Source organism: Streptodolium elevatio (assembly GCF_040649515.1).
In the GTDB taxonomy this organism is placed as follows: Bacteria; Actinomycetota; Actinomycetes; order Streptomycetales; family Streptomycetaceae; genus Yinghuangia; species Yinghuangia elevatio.
The window spans coordinates 1-24946 of sequence record NZ_JBEZFP010000031.1; the positions used below are offsets into that span (position 1 = coordinate 1).

The following is a 24946-nucleotide window of genomic DNA, read 5'->3' on the forward strand; positions in this document are numbered from 1 at the left end:
CCGCTACGAACGCAAAGCCGAGCACTTCCTCGCCTTCACCGCCATCGCGTGCACCCTCATCTGCTACCGCCGACTCACCAAATGAGACGACGTCTAAGCCGCCGACCGCCGGCCTCGAACCTCCGGCGTGGCCTGTGCGCGCCGCCGCGGTCCCCACGCGGCCCGCTCCTCCGGAACGCCCGCTTCCCCTGACCGTCGCCAACTCCCTTGCCCGGCCGTGTGCTTCGCGCGCCCCCCGGAAACGGCTTGGCGGGAGCGCCCCGGCCCCGCAAGACTCGTCTACTCAACTTTCATATGCGATCACAAGGGTTGTTTGGGGGGTGATCGGGTGAGTTTCGTTTCCGACAAAAGCCGCGGTCGAGGCATGCCCTGGCGTGGTCGACGCCGCCGGGACCGGGCGGCCGAAGCCATCGCGGCAGGCGTCGCGTCAGGCCAGGAACTCTTCGGCGGCAACCTTGAGATGGACCACGCGTACTACCGGCACAACACCGCCCACCTCGAACTCACGCTGCTCGACACGTTCCGCCAACTCCCGCGCCTGGTGGCGCAGTCCGTACGCCTCGCCTGGCAGGCGGACCGCTCGGCGATGCTCATGGTCGCCGCCGCGGAACTGGGGCAGGGCCTGACAAGCGCGTTCAGCCTGCTGGCCACAAACCAGGTCCTCGTCGGCCTCTTCGCCCAGGGACCCACGCCCGACCGGGTACGCAACGCGCTCCCCGCGCTCGTCGCCGTCGCCATCTCGGGCGCTCTGACCGCGGTCCTGCATGCGGTCTCCACAGTCGCCGCGGGCCGCCTCGAACCGAAGGTCGAACGGGCCGCCGAGGTCACCCTGATGACCAAAGTGGCCCGCGTGGAGATGCGCACGCTCGAGGACGGCGACTTCAAACGCCTTCTGCAGTCCGCCGCTTGGGGCACCGACGCGTCCCGCCGGATGATCGGGCACAGCGTCGGCATCGTGAACGCGCTGATCTCGCTCGCCGCCGCCAGCGCGGTCCTCACCGTCCTGCACCCGATCCTGCTCCCCCTCCTGATCCTGATCACGCTCCCCCAGGCGTGGGGTGCCGTACGCGACGCCCGCCGCCGCTACCGCTCGACGCAGGCGTGGATCGACCACGGACGCCAGCAGTCCGAGCTGTCATGGCACCTGAAGGACCGCAACTCCGCGCAGGAAGTCCGCGTGCACGGCGTCGGCGCGTACCTTTTGCACCACTACCGCCGGATGGCGGCCGCCCGCGAGGCCGAGGAGACGCGCCTCGCGCGGGCCGAGGCGGTCACCGGCCTGGCCTCGTCGTCGCTCTCCGGCCTGGCGTCACTGCTGACGTACGCGGTCCTCGGCTGGCTCGTGCTCTCCGGCCGCACCGACCTCGCCGCGTCGGGCACCGCCGTGCTCGCCATCCGCACCGGCACCGGCGGACTGTCGCGCCTGGTCACGGAGGTCCAGGCAACGTACCGGCAGAGCCTCTACCTCGCGGACTACGAACGCGCCTGCCACCTGTGCGACAAGCACGCGATCCCCGAAGGCGGCACCCCCGTCGAGGACTTCCCGGCGCGCATCACCGTCGAGAACGTCTCGTACACCTACCCGGACCGCGAGAAGCCGGCGATCGACGGCGTCTCCCTCACCCTGGACCGCGGCGAGATCATCGCCCTGGTCGGCGAGAACGGCTCCGGCAAGACCACCCTCGCCAAGCTCATCGCCGGGCTCTATCGCCCGGACGACGGCCGGATCCTGTGGGACGGCACCGACGACAACGACCTGAACCGCGACGACCTCTTCTCCCAAGTCGCCCTGGTGTCCCAGTCGTTCACCGAGTGGCCGTTCACGGCGGCGGCCAACATCACCATCGGCCGCCCCCGCACGTCGCCCGCGCAACCCGGCCGGCCGAAGCCGCGGCCGGGGTTCCCCGACGCCCGGCTGACGTCCGCCGCCGAGTACGCCGAAGCGGACAGCGTCATCGACGAACTCCCCAAGGGCTGGGGAACGTTGCTCGACCGCTCCTACGTCGGCGGGGTGGCCCTGTCCGGCGGCCAGTGGCAACGCCTCGTCCTCGCCCGGGCCCGCTACCGCGACGCGGCGCTCATCATCGCCGACGAACCCACCTCGGCCCTTGACGCGCGTTCCGAGATCGCCGCCTTCGCCAAGATCCGCTCCCTGGCCGACGCGGGCCAGACCGTCATCCTGATCACCCACCGCCTGGCCAGCACCCGGCTGGCGGACAAGATCTACGTCCTCGACCACGGCCGCCTCATCGAACACGGCAACCACAGCACCCTGATGCACGCCAACGGCGCCTACGCCGACATGTACACCCTCCAGGCCGCCCAATACGCCACGCCCCCGGACGCGGAATCCGAGGCATCCCGGAATCTCCCGTGAACAAGCGTCCAGGAAGTCGGGCCATCGTCGAAAGCTTCTCGGGGAGAGCGAAGAGGTCGATCCGGCTCGCGCTCCGGGCCCGACCGTCCGGGGCGGCTGTCGCCAAGTAGAGCAGGGCCGTCCCGAAACGGAAGACAGCAGCCACCACCCCTCCGCGCCGGTGGCAAGCCATGCGACGACCGGAAGTTGGTCCTCGACTCCAGGTGAGGGCACCGGCTGTTCCTTCCGCTCTCCTTTCAGGTCGGGGTGACGGCGTCTCTAGAGTGGCGCTGGATTGTCGGTGGACGTGGGGAGCGAGAGTGTTTGATCCGGTTGGAGAGGATCCGCCGCTGGGGCTTGCGCCGCCGGCTTGGGCAGGCGGCGTCGTACTGGAGAGCGCGGGCGTGCCGCTCGCGGGGATGCTGCATGTGCCCGGCGGGCCGGGGCCGCATCCGGTTGTGGTGCTGTGCCACGGATTTCCGGGGAACGAGCGGAACTTCGACCTGGCGCACGCACTGAGCCGTGCGGGGTACGCGGCGCTGGTGTTCCACTATCGCGGCTCGTGGGGCATGGGCGGCACCTGGACGTGGCAGAACGTCCAGGAGGACGCCGCGAACGTGGTGGCCGCGGTGCGGGCGGCGGACTTCGCGGCCAAACACCGACTGGATGCGGGGCGGGTGGCACTGGTCGGGCACAGTCTCGGTGGGTTCACGGCGTTGCGGACCGCCGCGGCGGATCCGGCGGTACGGGCGGTCGCGTCGGTCGCGGCGTTCGACTTCGGGATCGTGCCGGCGGCGGTACGCGGCAACGCGCAGGCCCGGGCGATGCTGGTGGCGGCGTTCCAGGAGTCCGTGCTGCCGCTGTCCGGGACGAGCGGTGAGGCGCTGGTCGCGGAGTTGGAGGGGCTTGCGGAGGACTGGGGGCTGGCCTCGTTGGCGCCGCGGCTCGCGGGGCGTCCCGTGTTGCTGGTGGCGGCGGAGCGGGACACAGCCGCGGAGCCGGAGGCCCATCACGTACCGGTGGTGAAGGCGTACGAGGAGTTCCCGGTGGCGGGGCTCGAGCACCTGGTGATGCCGACCGACCATGGGTTCGCCGACCACCGGATCGCCTTGACGCGGGTGGTGATCGGCTTCCTGGGTCGGAGTGTGCCGGTGTAGGCCCCTTGCGGGGACGGGCTCAGGCAGAAGGTGCCCAGCGGCACACGGCACACGGCACACGGCACCGCCGAACGACGGAATTTGGCCGTGTCGGGGGCCGCGTGTCCAGCCCTGGCCCCGGGCGTCTTCATGCTTCCGGTGATGCCTCACGTCACTGCCTCGTCGGAAGGGCGCCGGATGGGAATCGCCAAGCGGATCACCGCCAAGGGGGCGGCCGTCGCGCTCGTGACCGGGCTCGCCCTGTCGCCCGGCTCGGCGCAGGCCGGGCACGAGCACGGACCCGGGCACGCCCCGGAGCACGGCCCGGCGAAGGGCCGTGACGCGGAACTTCGGCGGGAATTGGCCGAGTTGACCGCACTGCCGGACGGTCCGCCCGGAGTGATCGCGGTGCTGCGCGAGGACGGGCGGACGAAGGTCTATCAGGCCGGCGTCTCCGAGGTGGGCACGATGCGTCCGCCCATGCCGGACGACTTCATGCGGCTGGCGAGCGCCTCGAAGGCGTACAGCGGCGCGGTCGCGCTGTCGCTCGTCCGCTGCGGTCTCCTCGACCTCGACGACACGCTCGCGCGGCGGCTGCCGCAACTGCCGCCGGCCTGGGGCGCGGTCACTCTGCGGCAGTTGCTCAACCACACCAGCGGCCTGCCGGACTTCAGCGCGGCCCAGGCGTTCCGCGACATCATCATCGCCGACCCGCACCATGTGTTCGACTCGCAGCGCCTGCTCGACTTCGTGGCCGACAAGCCGCTCAACTTCCCGGCCGGGAGCCGGTACGAGTACTCCAACTCGGACAACATCGCCGTCGCGCTGATGGCCGAGGCGGCGACCGGACAGCGGTACGAGGACCTGCTCGCCTCGCAGGTCCTCCGCCCCCTCGGCCTGGAGCGCACGAGTCTGCCGTCCGGGTTCGAGATGGACGAGCCGTACATCCACGGCTATGTCGTGGACCCGCCCGACGCCCCCGAGGACGTCAGCGAACTCTTCGGCATGTCGGGCGTCTGGGCATCCGGTGCGATCACGTCGACGCCGCGCGAGACCGGTGCGTTCATGCGCGCGTGGGCGAGCGGGCGGCTGTCCGGGCCCGAGGCGTACGCGCAGCAGACCACCTTTGTCGAAGGCGGCGCCTCCGAACCGGCCGGTCCCGGGCGCAATGACGCCGGTCTGGGCATGTTCCGCTACACGACCCGCTGCGGCGTCATGTACGGGCACACCGGCAACACCGCCGGGTACACCCAACTGGCCGCCTCCACGCCCGACGGCCGGCGCTCGCTGACCTTCTCCGTCAGCGTCCAGGTCAACAAGACCGCGAACCCGGTGCTGCTGGAGCGTCTGCGTTCCGTACAGGAGGACTTCGTCTGCGCCCTGCTGCGCGACTGACACCGCACACACCTCGGGTCCCCAAGCCGATCAGGTCGGAAGGCGCGCCAAGCCGCGCCCGCAAAGTGATCGGAGCCAGTGGAGTGTTGCGGGAAGGGGGAAGTGCCGTCGGCGCCGCCGACCAAGCCCCTGCACCGTCGGCCCGTCGGCGGCGCCTACCCGTCGAGGACCGCCTTCACGCGGCGGCGGTGAACATCAGCGTACGCAGGTGCTCAGGTGCGCCCGGCCCCTCGACCCACCCGTTCGCGGCGACCGTGAGGCGGCCGTTCGCGTACCCGATCGCACCCGGCTGCTGGAGCTCGGTGCCCGAGTCCGGCAGGTCCAGGCGCCGCCAGTGGCCTCCGTCGAACCGGTGCACCGCATACCCGTCGCGGCTCATCGTGAGTGCCGCGAGGCCGGTCCGCGTCAGGGTCGCGTCGGTGATGCGTACGCCTGCCGGGACCGGGGCCCTGGTCCAGGATCGACCGTCGAAATGCCAGGCAAGGGCGCTCTCTTCACCGTTTTCGGCATCCTGCATGAAGCCGAGCGCCCACACGTCGCCGGGGCCGCGGGAGAGCAGTGCGGTCACGCCGGCCCAGAAGCTGTTGCCCTCGAACGGCAGCGCCACGTACTTCCACGCCGTCCCGTTGAAGTGCGCCAACGGCGGCGCCTGGCCGTCACTGGCGTGTCCGGCCACCCAGACGTCGTCCGGTGCCACGGCCTTCACGGCGTCGAATCCGGTCCAGCCCAAGGCGGCGGGCGGCGGAAGCGCGGCCGTGGTCCACGTACGCCCGTCCCAATGCGTGACGATCGGCTGCTGCGGCTCGGTGCCGGGCGGCGGCTCGAACATGTCGACGGTCCCGACCGCCCACATGTCGTTCGCGGAGAGGGTGTCGACGTCCTCCAGGCGGCCGTAGTCCACCCCCGGCGGTGCGGGCGCGACCCCGGTCCGCCATACCCCGTTGGTGCCATGCGCGGTGACGAAGCCCCCGAGTGCCGGGTCGAACGTCCCGACCGCGACACCGCCGCCGGACCCGACCGGGGCCACGTCGCGCAGTGACAGCCACGTACCTGCGGCCTTGAGCGGTTCCTGCCGCCACGTGCGGTTGCCGGCGTCCCTCGTGAAGATCGTGGGTGCGTAGCCGACGACTTCGCCGTTGTCCCGAATCCAGGTGCTGCCGGCCGCCAAGGCACCGCCGCGCCCGTCGTTCGCCACCAGGCTGTTGACGAGGGCGTCGCCCGGCTTGATCTCGGTGACCTGCCAGACGGGCAACCGGGTTGGCGCAGACTCGGCCTGCGCGGTCACGATGGTTGCCGCGCTTGCCGTCAGCCCGAGGGCCAGCGCGAGAACTACGGGACGACGGGCGAGACTTCGAGTGAACATGTGCAAGGTTCCTCCAGTCACAGGCGTGTCCGTGCTTTGCCTGGGACTGTCCGAGGGCGGTGGGCAGGTTCCGGGACTGTCCGATTCGCGCGCCGTCCCCGGACGCGCTCACGTGTCGGGGGACTCCGCCGCCCCGGGCGCCGCGTATGCCCGCAGGAAGGTGTCCACGCCCGCGGCCGCGATCGCCCGGGTCTCGGCCGCCGCGACCTTGCGCGTACCCAGTCGCGAACGCGCGTCCAGGGGGCCGGTCAGCAGAGCGAGGAACTGCTCGGCGGCGCGCGCCGGATCGCAGGAGCGCAGACGGCCCGCCAGCGACAGCCGCGCGAACCGGTCCGCGACGGCCTCGGCGATCTGGCACGATGTGCGCTCTTGAACGGTGTCGAGCAGTTCCGGGAACTGCCCGACCTGCCCGAACGTGAGTCGCCGCAGCGCCCGGGAGCGCTCGTCGCAGCACACCCGCAGCATGCGGAACGCCACGTCCTCCAGCGCCGCCCGCAGGTCGTCGCCGGGGTCCCGCAGGCGGTCGACGATCGCAAGGTTCTCCGCGGCCACCTCGTCGGCCGCGGCCGCCATCGCGTGCCGGAAGAGGTTCTCCTTGTCGTGGAGGTGGCTGTAGACGGTCGGCTTGGCCACTCCGGCCTCGTCGGCGATCTCCTGGACGCCCGCCCGCGCGTACCCCTGGCGGGCGAAGACCGTGAACGCCGCGGCCAGAATCGCCTCCCGCTTGTCGATTCGCCCCCGTGACACCGTCGTCTCCCGCATGGCGACAGCATAGCGTCCCGTCCTCCTGATTGAACGCACTGGTTCAATCTTCCGGTCGCACTTGACCAATGACCCGATGGGGCAGTCAAAATGAACCAACGCGTTCAATAGACGCGTCGAAGGCACCCGGGAGGGCAATCGATGATCGTCAACATCCTGCGTTTCGGCTTCAAGGACGGGACCCCGGCGGACGTGCGCGCCGACGTCCTGGCGGCGATGCGCCGTACCGCATCAGTCCCGTCGGTGTCCTTCGCGACCGTCGGCCGGGACCTGGGCGATCCGGCGGAGGGCTACACCCACGCGTACTGCGTGGGCGTCGAGGACCTGGCCGCACTGGAGGAGTACATGCACGACCCTGTGCACCTCGACGGCGACCCCGGGATTCTGCCCCATCTCGCCCGGCTCGCCCAGGTCCGCCTGTCCGACGACCCCGCGCCCGACCTGGGAGAAAGGATCCTGGCCATGCACCTCGCCAAGGTCGCCAAGTACCCCGACTGGGGCCTGCTCCTCGACGCCATCCCCAACCACTAGGCGTTCGCACCGTCGCCGGGGTCGCCGGTGCCGTCCGGGCGCAGGAGGCCCCTGAGCACGCCGGTCACGATGCGCGCGAAGAGTCGGTCCACCGATTCCGAGTCCTGCCCTTGGTCCGCGAACGCGGCGGCGAGATGGGGGTGTCGGCCCTCGGCGGCCACGTGCGTGAGGTAGGCCGCCTGGGCCCGCTGCCACTCCGGGATCGTCCGGCCGCCGCGGGCCTGGGCCACCTCGGTACGCGTGAGCGCCGACACGACCGCGCTCAGCACCGCGACGGCCTCCAGCTTGTCCCGGGTCGGCACGTCCAGCCCGGCGACGGCGCCGAGGGCGTGTTCGAGGAAGGCGACCGTGCTCGGCCCGAGGGGTGTCCGGGTCGCGGTCGCGTCGAGCAGCCACGTGTGTGCGAGGGTGATGCGGCGGCTTTCCCGGGCCAAGGCGAGGAGGTCGTCGAGCCAGGCGCCGGTGAGTTCCGGATACCGGATCTCGGCGTGCGCGCGGTCGACCATCAGTTCCACGAGTTCCTCGCGCGTGGCGATGTAGCGGTACAGCGATGCCGGGCCCGCGCCCAGGGCGTCGGCGACGGCCCGCATGGTGACGGCTGCGAGGCCCTGGGCGTCGGCGAGCGCGACCCCGGCCGCGGCCAGGGCGTCGCGGTCGTAGCCGGGTGCCGGGCCGCGCGAGGCGCGTTCCGGACGGAGCCAGATGCTGTCGGCGGCGGCCACGGCACACGCCTCCTCTTTCTGCGAACGGTGTATGCAGTACGGTAGTGCCCAGAAACTGCGAACAATGATCGCAGTTTGTCGAAAGGAGTACGCCATGACCGCCACGACCGGAGGTCTCCCCGAGCCGGGCACGGCCGCGCACGCAGGCACGGCCGGCAGGACCGCCGACGAAGAGCCCGGAACGGGGGCGACCGCGCGGCGGCAGGCGACCCGCACCTGGTCGCCGACGCGGTACGCCCACAACGGCGACGTCGACATCGCGTACGACCGCCTCGAGGGCTCCCGCGGAGAACCGCTGCTCCTCGTGATGGGGCTCGCCACCGCCCGCTTCTGGTGGCCCGACGGCCTGGGCGACGCGTTCGCGGACGCCGGGTTCGAGGTCGTCCGCTACGACCAGCGCGACGCGGGCGAGTCCACCCGGATGCCCGAGACGAAGACCGGCAATCCGTTCAAGGCACTGTTCGGCAGGCGCGGCGAGGCGTACACCTCGGAGGACATGACCGACGACGCCGTCGCCGTGATGGACGAACTCGGCTGGGAGCGGGCGCACGTCTTCGGGCACTCGATGGGCGGACTCATCGCGCAGCGCGTCGGGTTGCGGCACCCCGACCGCGTGCTCAGCGTCACGTCGTCAGCCGCGCTGCCCAGCGACGTGGCCGGGCTGCGGGTGCTGCGCTACCTGCGCTTCGGCCTGCTGTCGAAACTGGCCCGCACCAAGTTCCCCGAGGGCCGCGAAGGGGACATCGAGGCCTCGCTCGCGGTGTGGCGCGGCGTCGCGTCGCCGGGCTACCCGTTCGACGAGGAGGCCGCCCGGGCCTGGGTCGAGGCCGAGGTCGACAGCGGGCCGCGCGACAAGAAGGCGCAGAGCCGCCAGATCGGCGCCCAGTGGCACGGCGCCAGGCTTGCCGAACTGCGGCACCCGACGCTGGTGTTGCACGGCGAGGAGGACCCGATCCTCAAGGTGCGCGCGGCGCACGCCACCGCCAAGGCGGTCCGCGGCTCACGCCTGGTGACGTTCCCCGGCGTGGGGCACGACCTGCCCGCCGCGCTGTGGGACGACGTCGCGGCGGAGGTCGCGGCCGTCGCCGCTCTAGGTTCCGGTTCCGGCTCCGGTTCCGGGGCCAGTTGAGGTGCCGGTTCCGGTGCCGGTGCGGGCGCCCGGCCCTGAGGCCCTGAGGCCCTGAGGCCCTGAGGCGACGTTCGGCGACACCGCGGAAATCCGGGCCGGTCCGGGGAACATGCGTCGGGCCACGACGCACCCACCCCGACGCACCCCGCCCCACCGGACCGCGAGGGACCCGACCCGGACGGGCCCCGCCCTCACGCACCTGGCCCCTACGCGCCTGGCCCCGAGGTCTCCGCGTCCGGCGTCGGCGGGCTGATGATCCACAGGACCTCCGCGGTCTCTTCCCCCGCGTTGACCAGGCGGTGCGGTACGGAGGTCGCGTACTCGACGCTGTCCCCCTCCGCCAGCTCGTGCACCTCGTCGCCCAGGTACAGGCTCGCCCGCCCGCGCAGCACCAGGACGAGTTCCTGCGCGTCCCCGTGCGTGTACTGCTCCGCGCCCGTCGACCCGCCCGGCTCGAACTCCGCCGAGTACACCTCCAGATGCCGCAGCGGCGGCCTGGTGAGCATGAACTTCCGTGCCCCTGAACCGAGTCCGGCCTCGGGTCGGTCCTCGCGGCGCAGCACCCGGTGCGCGGTCGGCGCCCCGCTCTCGATCAGGTCCGCGACCGCCACGCCCAGCGCGGTCGCGAGGCGGCGCAGCGTCCCGACGCTGGCGTCGGTGCGCCCGTTTTCGAGCTGGCTGAGGAAGCTCGCACTGACGTCCGCCGCCGCGCCGAGCTGACGGAGAGTCAGTCTGCGCATGCGGCGATACTCGCGGACCCGCTCTCCGATGTGCACCGCGGAAACGTAGCGATCACAAGTTGCGCCGGGCAACCCGCCGCGCACGCCCGGGGTGCTAATCTCACTGAACAAGTTGTTCAGTGAGGATGAACGGCACGTTCATCCGCCAGTGACTCGAGGAGTTGCGTTCAGCATGAGGATCCTGCTGGTGGGAGCGGGCGGCGTCGGTTCGGCGGTCGTCCGGATCGCGGCCCGCCGGGACTTCTTCACCCATATGGTCGTCGCCGACTACGACGCGGACCGGGCCGCCGGGGCGGTCGCCGCGACCGGCGACACCCGGTTCTCGGCCGCTCGCGTGGATGCCTCCGACGAGGCGGCGGTCCGCGCGCTGCTCGCCGAGTCCGAGTGCGACGTACTTCTCAACGCGACGGACCCGCGTTTCGTGATGCCGCTGTTCCGGGCCGCGCTCGCGGCCGGCGCGCACTACATGGACATGGCGTGCTCGCTGTCGTATCCGCATCCCGAGCGGCCGTACGAGCTGACCGGCGTCAAGCTCGGCGACGAGCAGTTCGCGATGTCCGCGGACTGGGAGCGGTCCGGCCGGCTGGCCCTGCTCGGCATGGGCGTCGAGCCCGGCCTGTCGGACGTCTTCGCGCGCTACGCCGCCGACGAACTCTTCGACGAGATCGAGGAGATCGGGGTGCGCGACGGCGCGAACCTCACCGTCGACGGCTACGACTTCGCCCCGTCCTTCTCCATCTGGACGACGATCGAGGAGTGCCTCAACCCGCCCGTCGTCTACGAGGCCGACCGCGGCTGGTTCACCACGCCGCCGTTCAGCGAACCCGAGGTCTTCGACTTCCCCGAGGGCATCGGCCCGGTCGAGTGCGTCAACGTCGAGCACGAAGAGGTGCTCCTGATGCCGCGCTGGGTGGACGCCAAGCGCGTGACCTTCAAGTACGGCCTGGGCGACGAGTTCATCGAGGTCCTCAAGACCCTGCACAAGCTCGGCCTGGACCGGACCGCGCCGGTCGCGGTCGGCTCCGAGCAGGGCCGCGTACGCGTGTCCCCGCGCGACGTCGTCGCCGCCTGCCTCCCGGACCCCGCCACGCTCGGCGATCGCATGCACGGCAAGACCTGCGCGGGCACCTGGGTCAAGGGCGTCAAGGACGGCGCGGCGCGCGAGGTGTACCTCTACCACGTCGTCGACAACCAGTGGTCGATGGCCGAGTACGGGTCGCAGGCCGTCGTGTGGCAGACCGCCCTGAACCCGGTCGTCGCCCTGGAACTGCTGGCGACGGGTGTCTGGTCGGGCTCGGGCGTCGTCGGCCCCGAGGCGCTGGCTCCCCGGCCGTTCCTGGACCTGCTGACCGCGTACGGCTCCCCGTGGGGCATGCGCGAGCAGTGACCCGCCTTTGAACATGCCGGGATCCGCGAACCCCCCTGCTTTCCAGGGGGGTTCGCGGATCCCGGTGGTCGGTCAGCCCACGTGCCTGGCGGGCGCGTACGGCGGGGTCGGCGGTGCCTGGGGCGCGGGCGGAACCGCGCGCCGTCCCGCACCCGGTACCTTGCCCGGCCACCAGTTGCGGTGGCCCAGCAGGACCATCAGCGACGGCAGCACGACGATCCGCACCACGATCGCGTCGATCAGCACGGCGGCGGCGAGGCCGACGCCCATCTGCTTCATGTCGAGCATGCTGAGCGTGGCGAAGACCGCGAACACCGACACCATGACGATCGCCGCGCTGGTGATCACGCCGGCCGACGAGGTGATCCCGCGCTCGACCGCGTCCCGGGTGCCGAGCCCGCGCTCGGCGGCCTCGCGGATCCGGCTGACGACGAACACGTGGTAGTCCATCGACAGGCCGAACAGCACCACGAACAGGAACAGCGGCAGCCACGAGATCACCGCGCCGCTGGACTGGAAGTCCAGGATGCCTTCCGCCCACTGGTTCTGGAACACCACGACCAGCAGGCCGAACGCCGCGAGCGCGGACAGCAGGTTGATCGCGATGGCGCTGAGCGCGATGACCACGGACCGGAACGTGAAGGCCATCATCACGAAGGTCAGCAGCAGCACGAAGGCGATGACGAGCGGCAGTTTGTCCATGACGTGGTCCGCGTAGTCGCGGTTCTCGGCGGTCTCGCCCGCGACCGCGTACTCGGCGCCGTCCACCTTGCCGACGGTGTCCGGCAGGATCTCGCCGCGCAGGTCGTCGAGCGCGTCCTTGGCCTGCTCGCTGTTGCTGCCGAACGGGGACGTGACCTGGACCGAGAAGGCCCGGCCGTCCGCCGACACCTTGACGTCGGCGGGCTGGTCCTTCACGTACAGCGGGTTGTCGTGGATCCGGGCGACGGCGTCGTCCAGTGCGGCACGGGTCTCGGTGCCCTTGTCCTCGGGGGCGAGGACCACGATCTCGGTGGCGGCGTGCTCGCTCGGGAAGGCGGCGGTCATGCGGTCGTACGTCTGCATCAGCGACATCTCGCGCGGGAAGTCGTCGAACGAGGTCTGCTGCAGCTTCATCCCGAACGCCGGCAGGGCGAGCAGGCCCAGCGCGACCACGGAGATCCCCAGCGTGCGGCCCGGGTGGTTGAGCGCCGGGCGCAGCATGGCCTTCCACACGCGCGGCTCGCGGTCCTGACGGGCGGTCAGCCGCCACAGCACGGGGACGCGCGGCCGGTCGATCTTGTTGCCGAGCTTGGCGAGCAGGGCGGGCAGCACGGTCAGCGAGCCGGCGCAGGCGACGACGACCACGATGATGCCGGCGGTGGCCAGGCCGGAGAAGATCGCGTCGCCCGCGACGTACATGCCGGCCATGGAGACGGCGACGGCGACGGCCGAGACGACGACGGCGTGGCCGGAGGTGGCGGCGGCGATCTCGATGGCGTCGAGGCGGTTGTGGCCCTTGGCGCGTTCCTCGCGTTCGCGGCGCACGTAGAAGAGGGAGTAGTCGACGCCGACGGCCATGCCCATCATCATGATGACGTTCGCGGCGCTGCCCGGGTCCGGGAAGACCGCCGAGGCCAGGCCGTACAGGCCGATCGAGGCGGCGACCGCGGTGATGGCGAGGACCACCGGGACGGCGGCGGCGATGAGCGCGCCGAAGGCGACCATGAGGATGACCAGGGTGACCGGCAGGCTGAACAGCTCGGCCTGGCCGAGGTCCTTGCCGATCTGCTCCTCGATGGCCTTGGCGCCGGTGCCGTCGCCGATCTGCTCGACGCGCAGGTCCGGGAACTCCTTCGCGACCGACTTGGACGCCTTGACCAGCGCGCCGATGTGGTCCTGGGCGTCGTCGGGGTCGCCGGCGAGGTCGACGGGCACCAGGTAGGCGCTGCCGTCGGCGGATGCCACGACGTCGCCGACGCCGGCCACGTCCTTGGCGGCGCGGGCCCGCTCGGCGGCCAGGGCGGCGGCCCGCTCGCCTTCGGCCTTGTCGAGGGTGCCGTCCTTGGCGGTGATCAGGATGTTCTCGGTGGCGGGTGCGACCAGCCCGTATTCGCGGGCGATGTCGCCGGCGCGGCCGGACTGCCCGACCCCCAGGTCGCTGTTGGTGGCCTTCTCGGTCCCGGCCATGCCGCCGACCACGAGGCAGGCCACCACGAGCGCGACCCAGATGCCGATGGCGCGCCACGGGTTGGCGGCGCTCCACCGGGCGACGCGCACCGTGGCGGGCCTCTTGCGGGTCCGCGGCCGCTCCCCCTGGTACGGCCCTTGCTGCGGCGTTTGCTGCGGCGTTGCGTGCGGGCTCATGCCGACCCCGTCCCCTCGTCGATTCGTCGTCCCCGGTGTGCGCGATGCGTGCGGTGTGTGCGTGTTGCTCGACGTTTCGTCCACGGATTTGAGTCTGTTGCGGCGGCGGTCGGCGGACATTGCCCCCAGCCGCCGGGCCGGGGTGGGCCTAGCCCCACTGTTCGGCGCTGTCTGCACCCACCTCGTGACCTGGAAGGCGGTTGAATCGGTACAGATGGCACTGGGGTCCCCGTGGGCGGGGCCCGGATGGGAGTGGCGATGACCGCCGACCGGCACGGACAGCCGATGACCGAGACGGGCGACGAGGCCGCCGGGCACCTGGAACGCGCCCTGGACGCACTGGTGTTCTTCCGGCCGGAGGTCGTCCGGGAGACGTCCGCCGCCGTGCAGGCGGCACCCGGTTCGCCGCTGGCCCAGGTGTTCTCGGCGTACCTGGGGCTTCTGGGCACCGAGGAGTCCGACGCGGCCGAGGCGCGCGAGAGGTTCGGCCGCTTCCGCGCGGGCCTGGACCGGGCGGCGGCCACGCCGCGCGAACTGGCGCACGTGGACGCGGCGTCCGCGTGGCTGGACGGCGACCTCCAGGGGGCCGGGCGGCTGCTCGGCGAGCTGGTGGTGGCGCACCCGCGGGACCTGCTCGCCCTGGCGGTGGGCCACCAGATCGACTTCTTCACCGGCGACGCGGTGCGGCTGCGCGACCGGGTGGGCGGCGCGCTGTCCGCGTGGGACGAGCACGACCCGCACCACGGGCCGCTGTTGGGGATGTACGCGTTCGGCCTGGAGGAGTCGGGGCACTACGACCGGTCCGAGCAGATCGGGCTCGCGGCGGTCGAGGCCAACCCGCGCGACGTCTGGGGCATCCACGCCGTCGTGCACACGTACGAGATGCAGGGGCGCTTCGCGGAGGGGATCGCGTACCTCGACGCGCGGACCGGCGACTGGTCGGGCGGCAACTACCTGAACGTGCACAACTGGTGGCACTACGCGCTGTACGCGATCGAGGCGGGCGACACCGAACGGGCCCTGGCCATCTACGACGCGGCGCTGCACAACGAGGAGTCCGAGGGCCTGGCGATGGAACTCCTCGACGCCTCGGCCCTGTTGTGGCGCCTGCTGCTGGCCGGCGAGGACGAGACGGAGCGGTGGTCGCGGCTGGCGGACGCGTGGGCGGCGCGGCGCGACGGGCCGTTCTACGCGTTCAACGACGTGCACGCGGTGATGGCCTACCTGGGGGCGGGGCGGACCGCCGAGGCGGAGGCACTGGTCCGCGACCGTCTGGCGTGGCTCGCGACGCCGCATCCGGGGGTGTCGAACCACGCGATGACCGAGGAGGTCGGGGTCCCGGTGTGCCGGGCGCTCATCGCGTACGCGCAGGGCCGGTACGACCAGACCGTGGACCTCCTGCTGCCGCTGCGCCACCGCCTCAACACCTACGGCGGCAGCCACGCGCAGCGCGACGCCGTGCAGAAGACGCTGCTGGAGGCCGCGATCCGGGCCGGGCGCGAGGACCTTGCCCGGACCCTGCTGAGCGAGCGGATCGGGGTGCGGCCGAGCAGTCCGTACAACTGGCTCACCCGGGCGCGGCTCGCCGAACGACTGGGCCGCGCGGCCGAGGCGGCGGCGGCGCGCGACCGCGCCGGGAAGCTGACGGCCGGAGGCGCCGGCTCCTGACCGGACGGACCGCGCACGGCCCGAGAAGTACTGGACATGGTCAACTAAACCTGCCAGGGTGCGATCATGAGCACTCCCACTCAGCCGGACCAAACGGCAGGCGCCCCCGTCGCTTTCGTCACCGGCGGCAGCCGGGGAATCGGCCGCTGCGGCGCCCTCGCCCTCGCGCGGGCCGGGTACGACGTCGTGCTGACCGCACGTACCCTCCGCGAGGGCGAGGGCCGCAGCGGACCGACCACCTCCTCCGGATCCCAGGAGTCGGTCGCCGTCCCGGGCAGCCTGGAGACCACCGCGCGCGAGGTCGAGGCGCTGGGCCGCCGCGCGCTCCCGCTGCGCATGGACCTGATGGACCAGGACTCGATCGCCGCGGCGTGCGATGCGGCACTCGACGCGTGGGGGCGCGTCGACGTGCTGTTCAACAACGCCATCTACCAGGGTCCGGGCGCCATGGACCGGCTCCTGGACCTGCCGCTGGACGCCGCGCAGAACATGCTGACCGGCAACTACCTGCACCAACTTGTGCTGATCAAAAGGCTGGTGCCGCACCTGCTGCGGCACGAGCGGTCGTACGTCGTCAACATGACGTCCGGATCGGCCACGCTCAACCCGCCGGGGCCTGCGGGTGCGGGCGGCTGGGGTGTCGCGTACGCGGCCTCCAAGGCGGCGTTCGCGCGCGTCGCGGGCGTCCTGCATGCCGAGTACCGGGACCAGGGGCTGCGGGCGTTCAACGTCGACCCCGGACACATCCTCACCGAGGCGCAGAAGGCACGCGGCTCGGCGAAGCACCTGAGCGCGCACTTCCGCAGCGCCCCGGCCGAGGTCCCGGGCGAGGTCATCGGGTGGCTCGCGTCGTCGCCCGACGCGGACGCGTACTGCGGTGAGATCGTGCGCGCGCAGAAGGTGTGCAAGGACCTCGGGCTGGTGCCCGGATGGCCGCCGCCGCGGCCGAACGCCGACTCTGCGGCCGAAGTCGTCAACTGACCCGTCAGCCCACCACGGATTCCCTCTTCAGGAGGCTCTTCAGCAACGGATTCCCTTTCACGCCTGCCGTTCACCGTGCCGCCTCCCGGAATCTGTGTACACGTGTTCCGGTTCTCGGTACGGTGTCACGGCATTCAAGGGAGGGGGCCCGATGCTGTCGCGTGACCACTCCCGCCCGCCGCGCGGGCCTGCCGACCCGCGGCGCCGCGAGCGGGTCATCGCCGCCACCGAGGAAGTGCTGCTCGAGCACGGCCTCGACGGCCTGACACACCGGGCGGTCGCCCGGCAGGCCGAAGTACCGCTCGGCTCCACGACCTACTACTTCGCGACCATCGACGACCTCAGGTACGTCGCGCTGCAACGCGTGGTCCGCCGCTACATCGCGTGGATGCACCAATGGGCGGAATCCCTGGGCGACATCGGCCCCGAAGGGCTCGCGGACGCCCTCGCCGACCTGATCGTGACCGCCCACGCCGAGTACCGGCAGCAGGTCGTCGTCGACTTCGAGCTGACCGTCGCGGCCATGCGGCACCCGGAGTTGCGCGAGCTCGCCACCGTCTACTCGACGGCGACCACCGCGATGCTCGCCCGGCGCACCACGCCGGCCCGGGCGATGGCGCTGACCGCGGCGATGGACGGCATGTCGATGCTCGGGCTCGTCTCCCCCGAGCCGCTGCGCAGGGACGACATCCGGGCGGTGTTCCGGGCGATCCTGGTGCCCGGATCCGCCGCCGGGCGGGAGGCCGAGTGACCCTCCAGCAGCTGCGCTACCTGCTGGCGGTGGTCGAGCACGGGGGCATGACCGCCGCGGCGAACGCCCTCTTCGTCGACCAGTCCGCGCTGTCGCGTGCCTTGCAGTCGCTCGAACGCGAGCTGCGCACCGAGCTGTTCGTACGCGGCGGCCGGGCCGTCGTGCCGACCGCCGAGGGCGCGCGCATCGCCCATCTCGCCAAACGCATCCTGAGCGGAGTGCGGGCGATCGAGGACACCTTCCACCCGGCCGACGAGAGCGGCACCACCGGGCGCCTGGTCGTGGGGGCGACGCAGAGCCTCGCGATCGAGCTGATCAGCAACATCCTCCCGGCGTTCCGGGCCCGGCACCCGGAGATCGCCGCCGACGCGTCGCCGTACGAGAGTCCTGACCTGGCCATCGAGGCGATGCGCAAGGGCGAGGTCGACATCGTGCTGGTCGACCTGCCGGTGCCCGCCGACCTGCGGGTGCAGCCGCTGCACCACCACGAGATCGTGCTCGTGTCGCCGACCGGCCTGCGGCTGCCCGACCCGGTGCCGTGGCAGGCGCTGCACGGCGCCGACATGATCCTGCCGTCCCCGGGGAGCGTCCGCCGCAGGCAGTTCGAGCAGTGGTTCGCCCGGCACGAGGTGCGGCCGCGCGTCGTGATGGAGACCGACGAACGCGGCGCGTGGGTCGCCTGCGTGGTCGCGGGGCACGGATCGGTGCTGTGGTACCGCGAGTTGGCGCACCGGTTCGCGTCGTCCGTGGCCGTCCGTTCGCTGTCGCCGCCGCTGGTCCGCACGGTCGCGCTGGTGTGGACGCGCCGCCCGCTGTCCGCCGAGGCACGCCTGCTGTGCGCGTACGCGCAGGCGCGCGGCGTCGAGGAGACGGAGTACATCTGATCCCGTCCGTGTGGTCGCGGTACGTGTGATCGCGGTCCGCGTGGTCGCGGTACGTGTGATCGCGGCGCGTCTCGCGTTACGGCTGATACCGGCAAGTCCGGTTCCGGTACGTCCGGTTCCGGCACGGCAGGCCCGCGCCTTGAGGTCCTACCGGGTGGGCTCCCCCGGTGACTGCGGCCGTACGACGCCAAGGACGGGCAGCGAATCGAGCTTCGCCGTGGTGACGTGTCGGCCGGGCCGCGGCGCGTGCACCATCATCCCGGCGCCGAGGTACATCCCGATGTGGGTGGCGTCGGGAAAGTACACGACGAGATCGCCCGGCCGAACCTCCTGGAGTGGCACGCGCGGCAGTTGCGCCCACTGCTCCTGCGACGTGCGCGGCACGGTGGCGCCGACGCTCTGCCACGCGCGCGAGGTGAGGCCCGAACAGTCGTACGCGTCAGGCCCCGTCGCACCCCAGACGTAGGGGCGTCCGATCTGCGACACCGCGAACATGAGCGCGCCGCGCCCGCCCGGGCCGGGGTCCTGCCCCGGATGGGCCGGCTGTCCGACCAGATGCCCGGCCAGGTCGAGGCCGGTCAGCAGGCGCGTCGCCCGCGCGGACGCCTCGCGCAGGGCGGCGAGTTCGCGGTCGGCCGCGGCCTCGCGGTCGGTGAGCGTACGCGTCGTGGCGCGGGATTCGCCGAGGACGGCTTCGAGTTCGCGGTGCTGTGCCGCGTACGCCGCCTCCAGCGTGGCCTGCGACGTGGCGATGCGCGCGTACACCGCCCCCATGTGCAGGCGGTCGGTGCCGCCGCGGCGGAGGATGAGGTCGGCGGTGGGCGACATACCCGCGGACCGGTAGCGCAGACTGGCCAGTTGGCCGATCTCGGTGCTCATCGCGCTCAGCCGCGCCCGTGCCCTGCTCTCGCGGGCCTGGAGTTCGCCGAGGCGCCGCCGCTGCGCGTCGGCCGCCGCGCGGGCGGCTTCGGCACGGGCGTCGGCCTCTTCGATGTCCTTCGAGAGTGCGGCGACCTGCTGTCCCACGCGCAGCAGATCGAGCAGGGGCGCGGCGGCCGGCACCGGTGCGGAAGGGGGCGCACCGATGCCGGCCGCCGGGTTCGGCAGGGCAGACGGGGGCCGCACGCCGGGGGCCGGCGGTGCGGGAACGGGTGGCGCTGTCACGGGCCGTGCGGGACCGGGGCGGACCGGCATCGGCGGGGTGGGAACAGGCTTGGTGGGAACAGGCAGTGCGGGAGTGGCCGGGGCAGGAGTGAGGGGTGCGGCCTGTGCGGTGTGCTGTGGTCCGATCGCGAGGGCCGTCGCGGTCATTGCCGCTGCCGTCGCCGTCGTCGCCGCCAGGAACGCCCGGCGGCGCCGCCCTCCCCGTCCTCGCCGTCCTGCCCGCCCGGCAACGGTCTTGCCGGATTCCTGCGCTCGTACTCCGCGAAGTCGTCCTGCCACGCGGCCAATGGATCACGCCGTCCGGCGGCTGTCCCGTCGCGACGCCACGAACCGCACGCAATCCGCCCGTTCGGACCACCACCGGGTGGGCGCGACCGGGGAACCGCCTGCACATGCCGTACTGTCCGCACATCCAGTACTGCCGCACACCCCGTACAACCGGTACCGCTTGCGCAGCCCGAGCAGTCTGCGCAGCCCGTACGACCCGCGCAGGAACAGCGCATACCGGAGCAGACCGCCCACCTGGCGCAGGAACGCCCCTGCTTTGGCTGGTTTCCGCGTTCCTGGCGGCCCGCAGCGGCGGCACGATCATGCGCGTTCGCCCGTTGGAGACCGCCGCCGGCATTTCCCGCGTCGGCCGACCGAACCCAGCCATGGAGGCCGCGATGACCGCGCCCCGCATCGCCCCGCCGACATACGTCCAGCAGCTCATGCACGACGTCGACGCGCTCCAGCCCGGCACGGTGTTCAACCCGGGGTTCATCATGCGCGGTGTCTTCCGGATGGCCGACGACGTGGACGTCGAGACGCTGCGGCTGGCGCTGGCCGACGTCATAGCCCGGCACAGTGCGCTGCGCACGGTTCTGGTGAGCGGCTCCGAGGGACTGCGGCAGCGCGTACTGCCGCCGATGGCCGCGCGGCTGGTCGTCGACCGCCTGGACAGGGGCGTGTCGTTGGCGGAGTACGTGCACGACGTGACGATGCGCGATTACGGCTGGGAGGAGCCGCCGCTGCTGTGGGCGCACGTCGTCCGCCACTCCGAGGGGACCGCGCTGATCCTCGTCGCGCACCACATCGTGTGCGACGCGTGGTCGATGCGGTTGCTGGAGCGCGACGTCAACGCGGCCTACGCGGCCCGGCGCGAGCAGCGGGCGCCGCTCGGCGCGGACGTCCTGCAATACTGGGAGATCGGCGAGGACGACCACTCGGCGAAGGTGCGGGCGCGCATCGAAGGGGCGCTGCCGTACTGGCGCGACCGGCTGGCCGGGGTGGCGGGCCTCGGGCTGCCGGTCGAGACGCGGAGCCCCGAGACGGGCCCCCCGGTCGTGCACCCGTTCGCCGTGCCGGACACGCTGCGCGACGCGGTTGCCAAGGCCGCGCGCCGGGCTCGGACCACCCCGTTCACCCTCATGCTTTCCGCGTTCGCGTCGGCGGTCCTCCCGGACGGCGACAACGTCGTGCCGGTGCTGACGTCGGGGCGGCCCGCGGTGGAGTGGCAGACGGTCGGATGCCTGCTCAACCTGCTGCCGATCCGCATCGACGACACGGCGGACGAGGATCTCGCGGCGCTCGTGGGGCGGGTGGACCGCGCCTGCCGGGAGGCGTACGCGCACGACACCGCGCTCATCCATGTGCTGCGTGCGATACCGGAGTTGCTGACGACACTGCTCTCGCGCGACGTGCTGCCTCCGGTGTTCCAGATGATCCCGCGGATGCCGATCCCCGACACCGTCCCCGACGCCGGCCGGCTGCTGCGCCACGTTCCGGACGACGTGGTGCCGGCGCTGCCGCTGACGACGCCGTTCCTGTGGTCGATGCGCGAACGCGACCACCTCGACGGCTACGTGATGTACGACGGCTACGTCATGTACGACTCGAACCTGTTCTCGGCGGCGTGGATGGACCGGTCGGTCGCCGCTTTCCTGGACCGGCTCGCGGAGATCGCCCGGTGACAACGGACGTCCAACACGTGTTGCGGGGACCGGAGTTGCCGGGCCCGCCGCCGCACATTCTCGACCTGCTCGAACCGTGGTGGTACGGCCCGCGGTCCACGGCCGCGGCCGTGATCGACGCCGAAGGCACGCTCTCGCACGGCGAGTTGGCCGGGCTTTCCGACGACATCGCGGGCACCCTGCGCAAGCTCGGGGTGACGTCCGGCGATCCGGTGGTCGTGCACGGCGGCGCGAGCAGGTGGTCGATCGCCGCGATGCTGGGCGTACTTCGTGCGGGCGGCCGGTTCGTGCCGGTGGACGCGCACTTCCCGGCGGCGCGCCAGCGCATGATGGCCGAGGACTCCGGGGCGCGGGTGGTGCTCGCCGAACCGGGCCTGCCGCTGCTGTCCCGCGCCGCGGACACGGTGCCGACCGACACCTGCGGTCCGGGCGGCGCGAATGCGGCCGCCACACATGGGGACGGCGCGCACGCGGACGATGCGCATGCGGACGACGCGCGCTGGGCGGAGTCGCACGGCGACGACGTGGAGGGAAACGACGCCGGCGGAGACAATGCGGGGCCGCGGCCGGCGCCGGGGCTGCGCGGGCCGTACGCGTACACCTGCTTCACCAGCGGCTCGACGGGCCGCCCCAAGCCGGTGCTGGTGTCCGCGACCGCGCTGGGCGCCTCGACCGCGGCGCGGCTGGCGTACTACCGAGAGCCGGTGCAGCGGTTCGTGCTGGCCTCCGCCATCTCGTTCGACAGTTCGGCGGCCGGCATCTGGTGGACGCTGGCGTGCGGCGGCGCTCTCGTCCTGCCCGACGGGCGCCCCGGGGACCTGCTCGCGGCCGTGGGAGCCGCCGAACGGCACGCGGCGTCACACCTGTTGCTCGTGCCGTCGCTGTACGCAATCGCGCTGCGCGGCGGTGTCGGCAGCCGCCTGACCGCGCTCTCGACGGTGATCGTGGCCGGCGAGTCGTGCCCGCCCGACCTGGTGGGCAGGCACTTCGCGGCATTGCCGGGGACCGCCCTGTTCAACGAGTACGGGCCGACCGAGTGCACGGTGTGGAGCACCGTGCACCGGTGTGAGCCGGGCGACGCGGAGGCCGACGCCGTGCCCATCGGGCGGCCGGTGCCCGGTGTGACGGCGTGCGTGCGCCCGGTGGCGGACCGCGATGCCCCGGGCTCCGTCGGTCACAGCGGTGCGCGGGCCGGCTCGGACCTGGTCGGTGAACTGCTGATCGCCGGTCCCGGGCTGGCGGAGGGAGTGGCGGACGCGGTCTGCGACGGCCTCCCGGCGTACGCGACGGGCGACCTGGTGTCGCTGCGGGCGGACGGCGCACTGGTGTTCCGCGGGCGCGCCGACCGGCAGCTCAAGCTGGGCGGAATGCGTGTCGAGCGGGCCGAGATCGAACACGCGGTCGCCACGTTTGCGGACGTCGTGGAGGCGGGCGTGGGCGTCGCGCACGACGACGACCGTACGCGCGTCGTGGCGTTCGTGGCGGTTTCCGAGCCGCCGGACCGCGGGTCGCTGCGTACCCATGTCGCCGAGCGCCTGCCCGCCGCCGCTGTCCCCGGCCGCTTCGTGGTGCTCGACGCCCTCCCGCGCCTGCCGAACGGCAAGGTGGACCACGCCGAACTGGACCGGCTCGCGGCGGCCCGCGGACCCCGCTGAGGGCCGTGTCCCCGTTAAGTGAAGTTGCACCGACTCTGACCGCACCTTTATCGGCTTTCAGGGCATGCTTCGGAGGTGGGGGCCCACGAGAACGTTGAGAGAGGCTGCAGTCCCATGCCTTATGACCGCACGATCCGCGTCACCCGCGACTTCGCCACGACCGTGGCCGACGTGCGCGAGGCCCTGGCCGCCCAGGGCTTCGGCATCGCGAGCGAGATCGACATGGCCGCGACGCTCAAGGAGCGGCTGGGCGAGGACATGGAGGACTACGTCATCCTGGGGGCGTGCAACCCGTCGATCGCCCGGCAGACGCTGCGCGTCGACCGCTCGATAGGCGTCATGCTCCCGTGCAACGTGGTCGTGCGGCGCGAAGGGGACACCACGGTCGTCCAGGCCCTCGACCCGCACGTGATGCTGGAGGTCACCGGCCGCCCGGAGCTGGAGGCGGCCGCGACCGAGGCCACGCACCGGCTCAATGCCGCCCTCAGCTCGCTGACCTGCGCGTGAGGACCGATCGTCCAACCGGTCGGTGACCTTGCTCCTTGACCCGCCGCGTGGCATACAGACAGGCAAGTCACGTAGACACGCGATGCAGGTGCGCAAGGCAGCACATGATGCGCGTACGTGATGCAGGTAAGTCACGCAGGTGCGGAGCGGCGACGGCGGCGCTCCCCGGGGAATCGAGGCCGCAGTGGGTCGACTGCTCCTGACCAACGCCACGGTGCTGGACGGCGTCAACGGTCCCGCGGCCGGACGCACGGTGGTGGTGGCGGACGGACGTATTGCGGACGTCGCGGCCCAGGCCCCGGCCCCCGAGGACGGGGACGAACTAATCGACCTCGGCGGGCGCACGGTGATGCCGGGCATGTGGACGTGCCACTTCCACGCGACGTACCACGAGCTGGGCTCGCGGCCCAACGTGCCGTACGGCAACGACTTCCCGCCCTCGTACCAGGCGATCGTGGCGGCGAAGAACCTGCGTACCGCGCTGGAGCACGGCTACACGGGGGTCGTCGGCGCAGGCGGGGCGAACGAGGTCGAGCCCGGTGTCAAGCGGGCGATCGAGGACGGGCTCGTCCCGGGACCGCGGTTCTGGCCGTCGGGACGCGAACTGTCCACGACGGGGCACGCCAACGACGCGGTGCCGTGGCACTGGGGGATGCCGGCCCCCGGTGCGGTGCGCATCTGCGACGGCGCCGACGCCTTCCGGTTCGGGGTCCGTGACGAGATCAAGCGCGGCGCCGAGGTCATCAAGCTGTTCGTCACCGGCGGCCACGGGACCCTCGCCCCGAAGGACCGCATCGAGATGACGCGCGACGAGTTGGCGGCCGCGATCGACGCGGCGCACTCGCGCGGCGTGCTGATCCGGGCCCACCTGGTCAACAAGCCGGCCATCATGATGGCGCTGGAGCTGGGCATCGACATCGTCGACCACTGCGACGAGATGGACGACGAGATCATCGCGGCGCTGGTCGAGACGGGCGCGTCGGTCGTCCCGTCGCTGCATTTCCCGAAGCACTTCCTGGAACTGATGGGCGACGGCTTCGGGTTCGGCGCCGAGGCGATCCGCGCCGATCTCGCGCACATGTACGAGGCGATCCCGAAGGCGCAGGCCGCCGGCGTGCGCTTCGTGCTGGGCGACGACTACGGCGCCATCGGCTTCGCGCACGGCCTCTACGGACGCGAACTGCGCCTGTACACCGAGCATGCGGGCGTCTCGCCGCTGGAGGTCATCGGCTGGGCCACCCGCAACGGCGCCGAACTCGCGCGGCGCGGCCACGACCTCGGCACGGTCGAGACGGGCAAGCTCGCGGACCTGCTGGTGGTCGACGGCGACCCGGCCACCGACATCGGCGTGCTGGCCGACCGGCCACCGCTCGCGGTGCTCAAGGGCGGCGAGGTGGTGGCCGGCGCACTGCCGACCGTCGCCTGACCCGCCGTCACCACGCTTGGCGCCCACGCCCCGCCTCCAGATTCGCGGCGACCACCAGCGAGAACCGCTCCCCCACCACCAGACCGCACGG

General features: G+C 72.1%; 20 protein-coding genes. 14 read left to right on the forward strand and 6 right to left on the reverse strand.

What is annotated here, in order from left to right:
- Positions 1 to 364 precede the first annotated feature (364 nt).
- The 3 genes from AB0C36_RS14550 to AB0C36_RS14560 all read left to right on the forward strand — a co-directional run bounded on the left by AB0C36_RS14550 (position 365) and on the right by AB0C36_RS14560 (position 4887).
- On the forward strand, positions 365 to 2377 hold the full coding sequence (locus tag AB0C36_RS14550) for an ABC transporter ATP-binding protein (RefSeq protein ID WP_358353625.1): 2013 nt from the start codon (positions 365 to 367) through the stop codon (positions 2375 to 2377).
- A gap of 299 nt (positions 2378 to 2676) precedes the next feature.
- Positions 2677 to 3513, forward strand: a complete 837-nt coding sequence (locus AB0C36_RS14555) for an alpha/beta hydrolase family protein (RefSeq protein ID WP_358353627.1) — start codon at positions 2677 to 2679, stop codon at positions 3511 to 3513.
- A gap of 177 nt (positions 3514 to 3690) precedes the next feature.
- Entirely contained in the window at positions 3691 to 4887 is a 1197-nt protein-coding gene (locus AB0C36_RS14560; RefSeq protein ID WP_358353628.1) for a serine hydrolase domain-containing protein, read from the forward strand.
- Positions 4888 to 5062: 175 nt separating this feature from the next.
- Here AB0C36_RS14560 and AB0C36_RS14565 read toward each other — a convergent pair whose 3' ends face one another.
- Positions 5063 to 6250: a hypothetical protein gene (locus AB0C36_RS14565; protein ID WP_358353630.1), complete on the reverse strand. Its 1188-nt coding sequence runs from the start codon at positions 6248 to 6250 to the stop codon at positions 5063 to 5065.
- Positions 6251 to 6358: 108 nt separating this feature from the next.
- The gene (locus AB0C36_RS14570) at positions 6359 to 7012 is read right to left on the reverse strand and encodes a TetR/AcrR family transcriptional regulator (RefSeq protein WP_358353632.1); all 654 of its coding nucleotides are present in this window, start codon (positions 7010 to 7012) and stop codon (positions 6359 to 6361) included.
- A 141-nt stretch (positions 7013 to 7153) separates the two neighbouring features.
- Between AB0C36_RS14570 and AB0C36_RS14575 the strand changes: the two genes are divergently transcribed.
- Entirely contained in the window at positions 7154 to 7543 is a 390-nt protein-coding gene (locus tag AB0C36_RS14575; RefSeq protein ID WP_358353633.1) for a Dabb family protein, read from the forward strand.
- Here AB0C36_RS14575 and AB0C36_RS14580 read toward each other — a convergent pair.
- On the reverse strand, positions 7540 to 8265 hold the full coding sequence (locus AB0C36_RS14580) for a TetR/AcrR family transcriptional regulator (RefSeq protein WP_358353635.1): 726 nt from the start codon (positions 8263 to 8265) through the stop codon (positions 7540 to 7542). The genes AB0C36_RS14575 and AB0C36_RS14580 overlap by 4 nt on opposite strands.
- Positions 8266 to 8359: 94 nt before the next feature.
- Here AB0C36_RS14580 and AB0C36_RS14585 point away from each other — a divergent pair, with 94 nt between their 5' ends.
- A complete protein-coding gene (locus tag AB0C36_RS14585) occupies positions 8360 to 9394 on the forward strand; it encodes an alpha/beta fold hydrolase (protein WP_358353637.1) in 1035 nt (344 codons plus the stop codon).
- A gap of 206 nt (positions 9395 to 9600) precedes the next feature.
- Here the strand turns inward: AB0C36_RS14585 and AB0C36_RS14590 are convergent, their stop codons facing one another.
- Complete coding sequence (locus tag AB0C36_RS14590) at positions 9601 to 10218, reverse strand: helix-turn-helix domain-containing protein (RefSeq protein WP_358353723.1); 618 nt, start codon at positions 10216 to 10218, stop codon at positions 9601 to 9603.
- Between the two features lie 88 nt (positions 10219 to 10306).
- Between AB0C36_RS14590 and AB0C36_RS14595 the strand changes: the two genes are divergently transcribed.
- Complete coding sequence (locus tag AB0C36_RS14595; RefSeq protein ID WP_358353639.1) at positions 10307 to 11521, forward strand: saccharopine dehydrogenase family protein; 1215 nt, start codon at positions 10307 to 10309, stop codon at positions 11519 to 11521.
- Between the two features lie 72 nt (positions 11522 to 11593).
- Here the strand turns inward: AB0C36_RS14595 and AB0C36_RS14600 are convergent, their stop codons facing one another.
- Positions 11594 to 13867 (reverse strand): MMPL family transporter, encoded by a 2274-nt coding sequence (locus AB0C36_RS14600; protein ID WP_358353641.1) that lies wholly within the window; start codon positions 13865 to 13867, stop codon positions 11594 to 11596.
- Between the two features lie 258 nt (positions 13868 to 14125).
- Between AB0C36_RS14600 and AB0C36_RS14605 the strand changes: the two genes are divergently transcribed.
- The 4 genes from AB0C36_RS14605 (at position 14126) to AB0C36_RS14620 (ending at position 18151) form a co-directional block, all read left to right on the forward strand.
- Positions 14126 to 15535, forward strand: a complete 1410-nt coding sequence (locus AB0C36_RS14605) for a tetratricopeptide repeat protein (RefSeq protein ID WP_358353643.1) — start codon at positions 14126 to 14128, stop codon at positions 15533 to 15535.
- A gap of 66 nt (positions 15536 to 15601) precedes the next feature.
- Positions 15602 to 16516, forward strand: coding sequence for an SDR family NAD(P)-dependent oxidoreductase (locus tag AB0C36_RS14610; RefSeq protein ID WP_358353645.1), 915 nt, complete (start codon positions 15602 to 15604; stop codon positions 16514 to 16516).
- Positions 16517 to 16667: 151 nt separating this feature from the next.
- The gene (locus AB0C36_RS14615; RefSeq protein ID WP_358353647.1) at positions 16668 to 17267 is read left to right on the forward strand and encodes a TetR/AcrR family transcriptional regulator; all 600 of its coding nucleotides are present in this window, start codon (positions 16668 to 16670) and stop codon (positions 17265 to 17267) included.
- Positions 17264 to 18151, forward strand: a complete 888-nt coding sequence (locus AB0C36_RS14620) for a LysR family transcriptional regulator (protein WP_358353649.1) — start codon at positions 17264 to 17266, stop codon at positions 18149 to 18151. Before AB0C36_RS14615 ends, AB0C36_RS14620 begins: the two co-directional genes overlap by 4 nt.
- A 147-nt stretch (positions 18152 to 18298) precedes the next feature.
- On the opposite strand, the gene AB0C36_RS14625 is transcribed toward AB0C36_RS14620, so the two are convergent.
- Positions 18299 to 19276, reverse strand: coding sequence for a C40 family peptidase (locus AB0C36_RS14625; protein ID WP_358353650.1), 978 nt, complete (start codon positions 19274 to 19276; stop codon positions 18299 to 18301).
- A 704-nt stretch (positions 19277 to 19980) separates the two neighbouring features.
- Here AB0C36_RS14625 and AB0C36_RS14630 point away from each other — a divergent pair.
- The 4 genes from AB0C36_RS14630 (at position 19981) to AB0C36_RS14645 (ending at position 24855) form a co-directional block, all read left to right on the forward strand.
- Positions 19981 to 21267: a condensation domain-containing protein gene (locus AB0C36_RS14630; RefSeq protein WP_358353652.1), complete on the forward strand. Its 1287-nt coding sequence runs from the start codon at positions 19981 to 19983 to the stop codon at positions 21265 to 21267.
- Positions 21264 to 22922 carry an amino acid adenylation domain-containing protein gene (locus tag AB0C36_RS14635; protein WP_358353654.1) on the forward strand — a complete coding sequence of 553 codons (1659 nt, stop codon included), beginning with the start codon at positions 21264 to 21266 and terminating at the stop codon, positions 22920 to 22922. Before AB0C36_RS14630 ends, AB0C36_RS14635 begins: the two co-directional genes overlap by 4 nt.
- Positions 22923 to 23036: 114 nt before the next feature.
- Positions 23037 to 23429 (forward strand): DUF302 domain-containing protein, encoded by a 393-nt coding sequence (locus tag AB0C36_RS14640; RefSeq protein WP_358353655.1) that lies wholly within the window; start codon positions 23037 to 23039, stop codon positions 23427 to 23429.
- A 184-nt stretch (positions 23430 to 23613) separates the two neighbouring features.
- Entirely contained in the window at positions 23614 to 24855 is a 1242-nt protein-coding gene (locus AB0C36_RS14645; RefSeq protein WP_358353657.1) for a metal-dependent hydrolase family protein, read from the forward strand.
- The last annotated feature ends 91 nt before the right edge of the window (positions 24856 to 24946 follow it).

Coding starts and splice junctions, on each gene's coding strand:
- AB0C36_RS14575 (WP_358353633.1), top strand. CDS start 7,154: ATGATCGTCAACATCCTGCGTTTCGGCTTCAAGGACGGGACCCCGGCG.
- AB0C36_RS14610 (WP_358353645.1), top strand. CDS start 15,602: ATGAGCACTCCCACTCAGCCGGACCAAACGGCAGGCGCCCCCGTCGCT.
- AB0C36_RS14600 (WP_358353641.1), bottom strand. CDS start 13,867: ATGAGCCCGCACGCAACGCCGCAGCAAACGCCGCAGCAAGGGCCGTAC.
- AB0C36_RS14595 (WP_358353639.1), top strand. CDS start 10,307: ATGAGGATCCTGCTGGTGGGAGCGGGCGGCGTCGGTTCGGCGGTCGTC.
- AB0C36_RS14630 (WP_358353652.1), top strand. CDS start 19,981: ATGACCGCGCCCCGCATCGCCCCGCCGACATACGTCCAGCAGCTCATG.
- AB0C36_RS14565 (WP_358353630.1), bottom strand. CDS start 6,250: ATGTTCACTCGAAGTCTCGCCCGTCGTCCCGTAGTTCTCGCGCTGGCC.
- AB0C36_RS14640 (WP_358353655.1), top strand. CDS start 23,037: ATGCCTTATGACCGCACGATCCGCGTCACCCGCGACTTCGCCACGACC.
- AB0C36_RS14615 (WP_358353647.1), top strand. CDS start 16,668: ATGCTGTCGCGTGACCACTCCCGCCCGCCGCGCGGGCCTGCCGACCCG.
- AB0C36_RS14605 (WP_358353643.1), top strand. CDS start 14,126: ATGACCGCCGACCGGCACGGACAGCCGATGACCGAGACGGGCGACGAG.
- AB0C36_RS14585 (WP_358353637.1), top strand. CDS start 8,360: ATGACCGCCACGACCGGAGGTCTCCCCGAGCCGGGCACGGCCGCGCAC.
- AB0C36_RS14560 (WP_358353628.1), top strand. CDS start 3,691: ATGGGAATCGCCAAGCGGATCACCGCCAAGGGGGCGGCCGTCGCGCTC.
- AB0C36_RS14570 (WP_358353632.1), bottom strand. CDS start 7,012: ATGCGGGAGACGACGGTGTCACGGGGGCGAATCGACAAGCGGGAGGCG.
- AB0C36_RS14550 (WP_358353625.1), top strand. CDS start 365: ATGCCCTGGCGTGGTCGACGCCGCCGGGACCGGGCGGCCGAAGCCATC.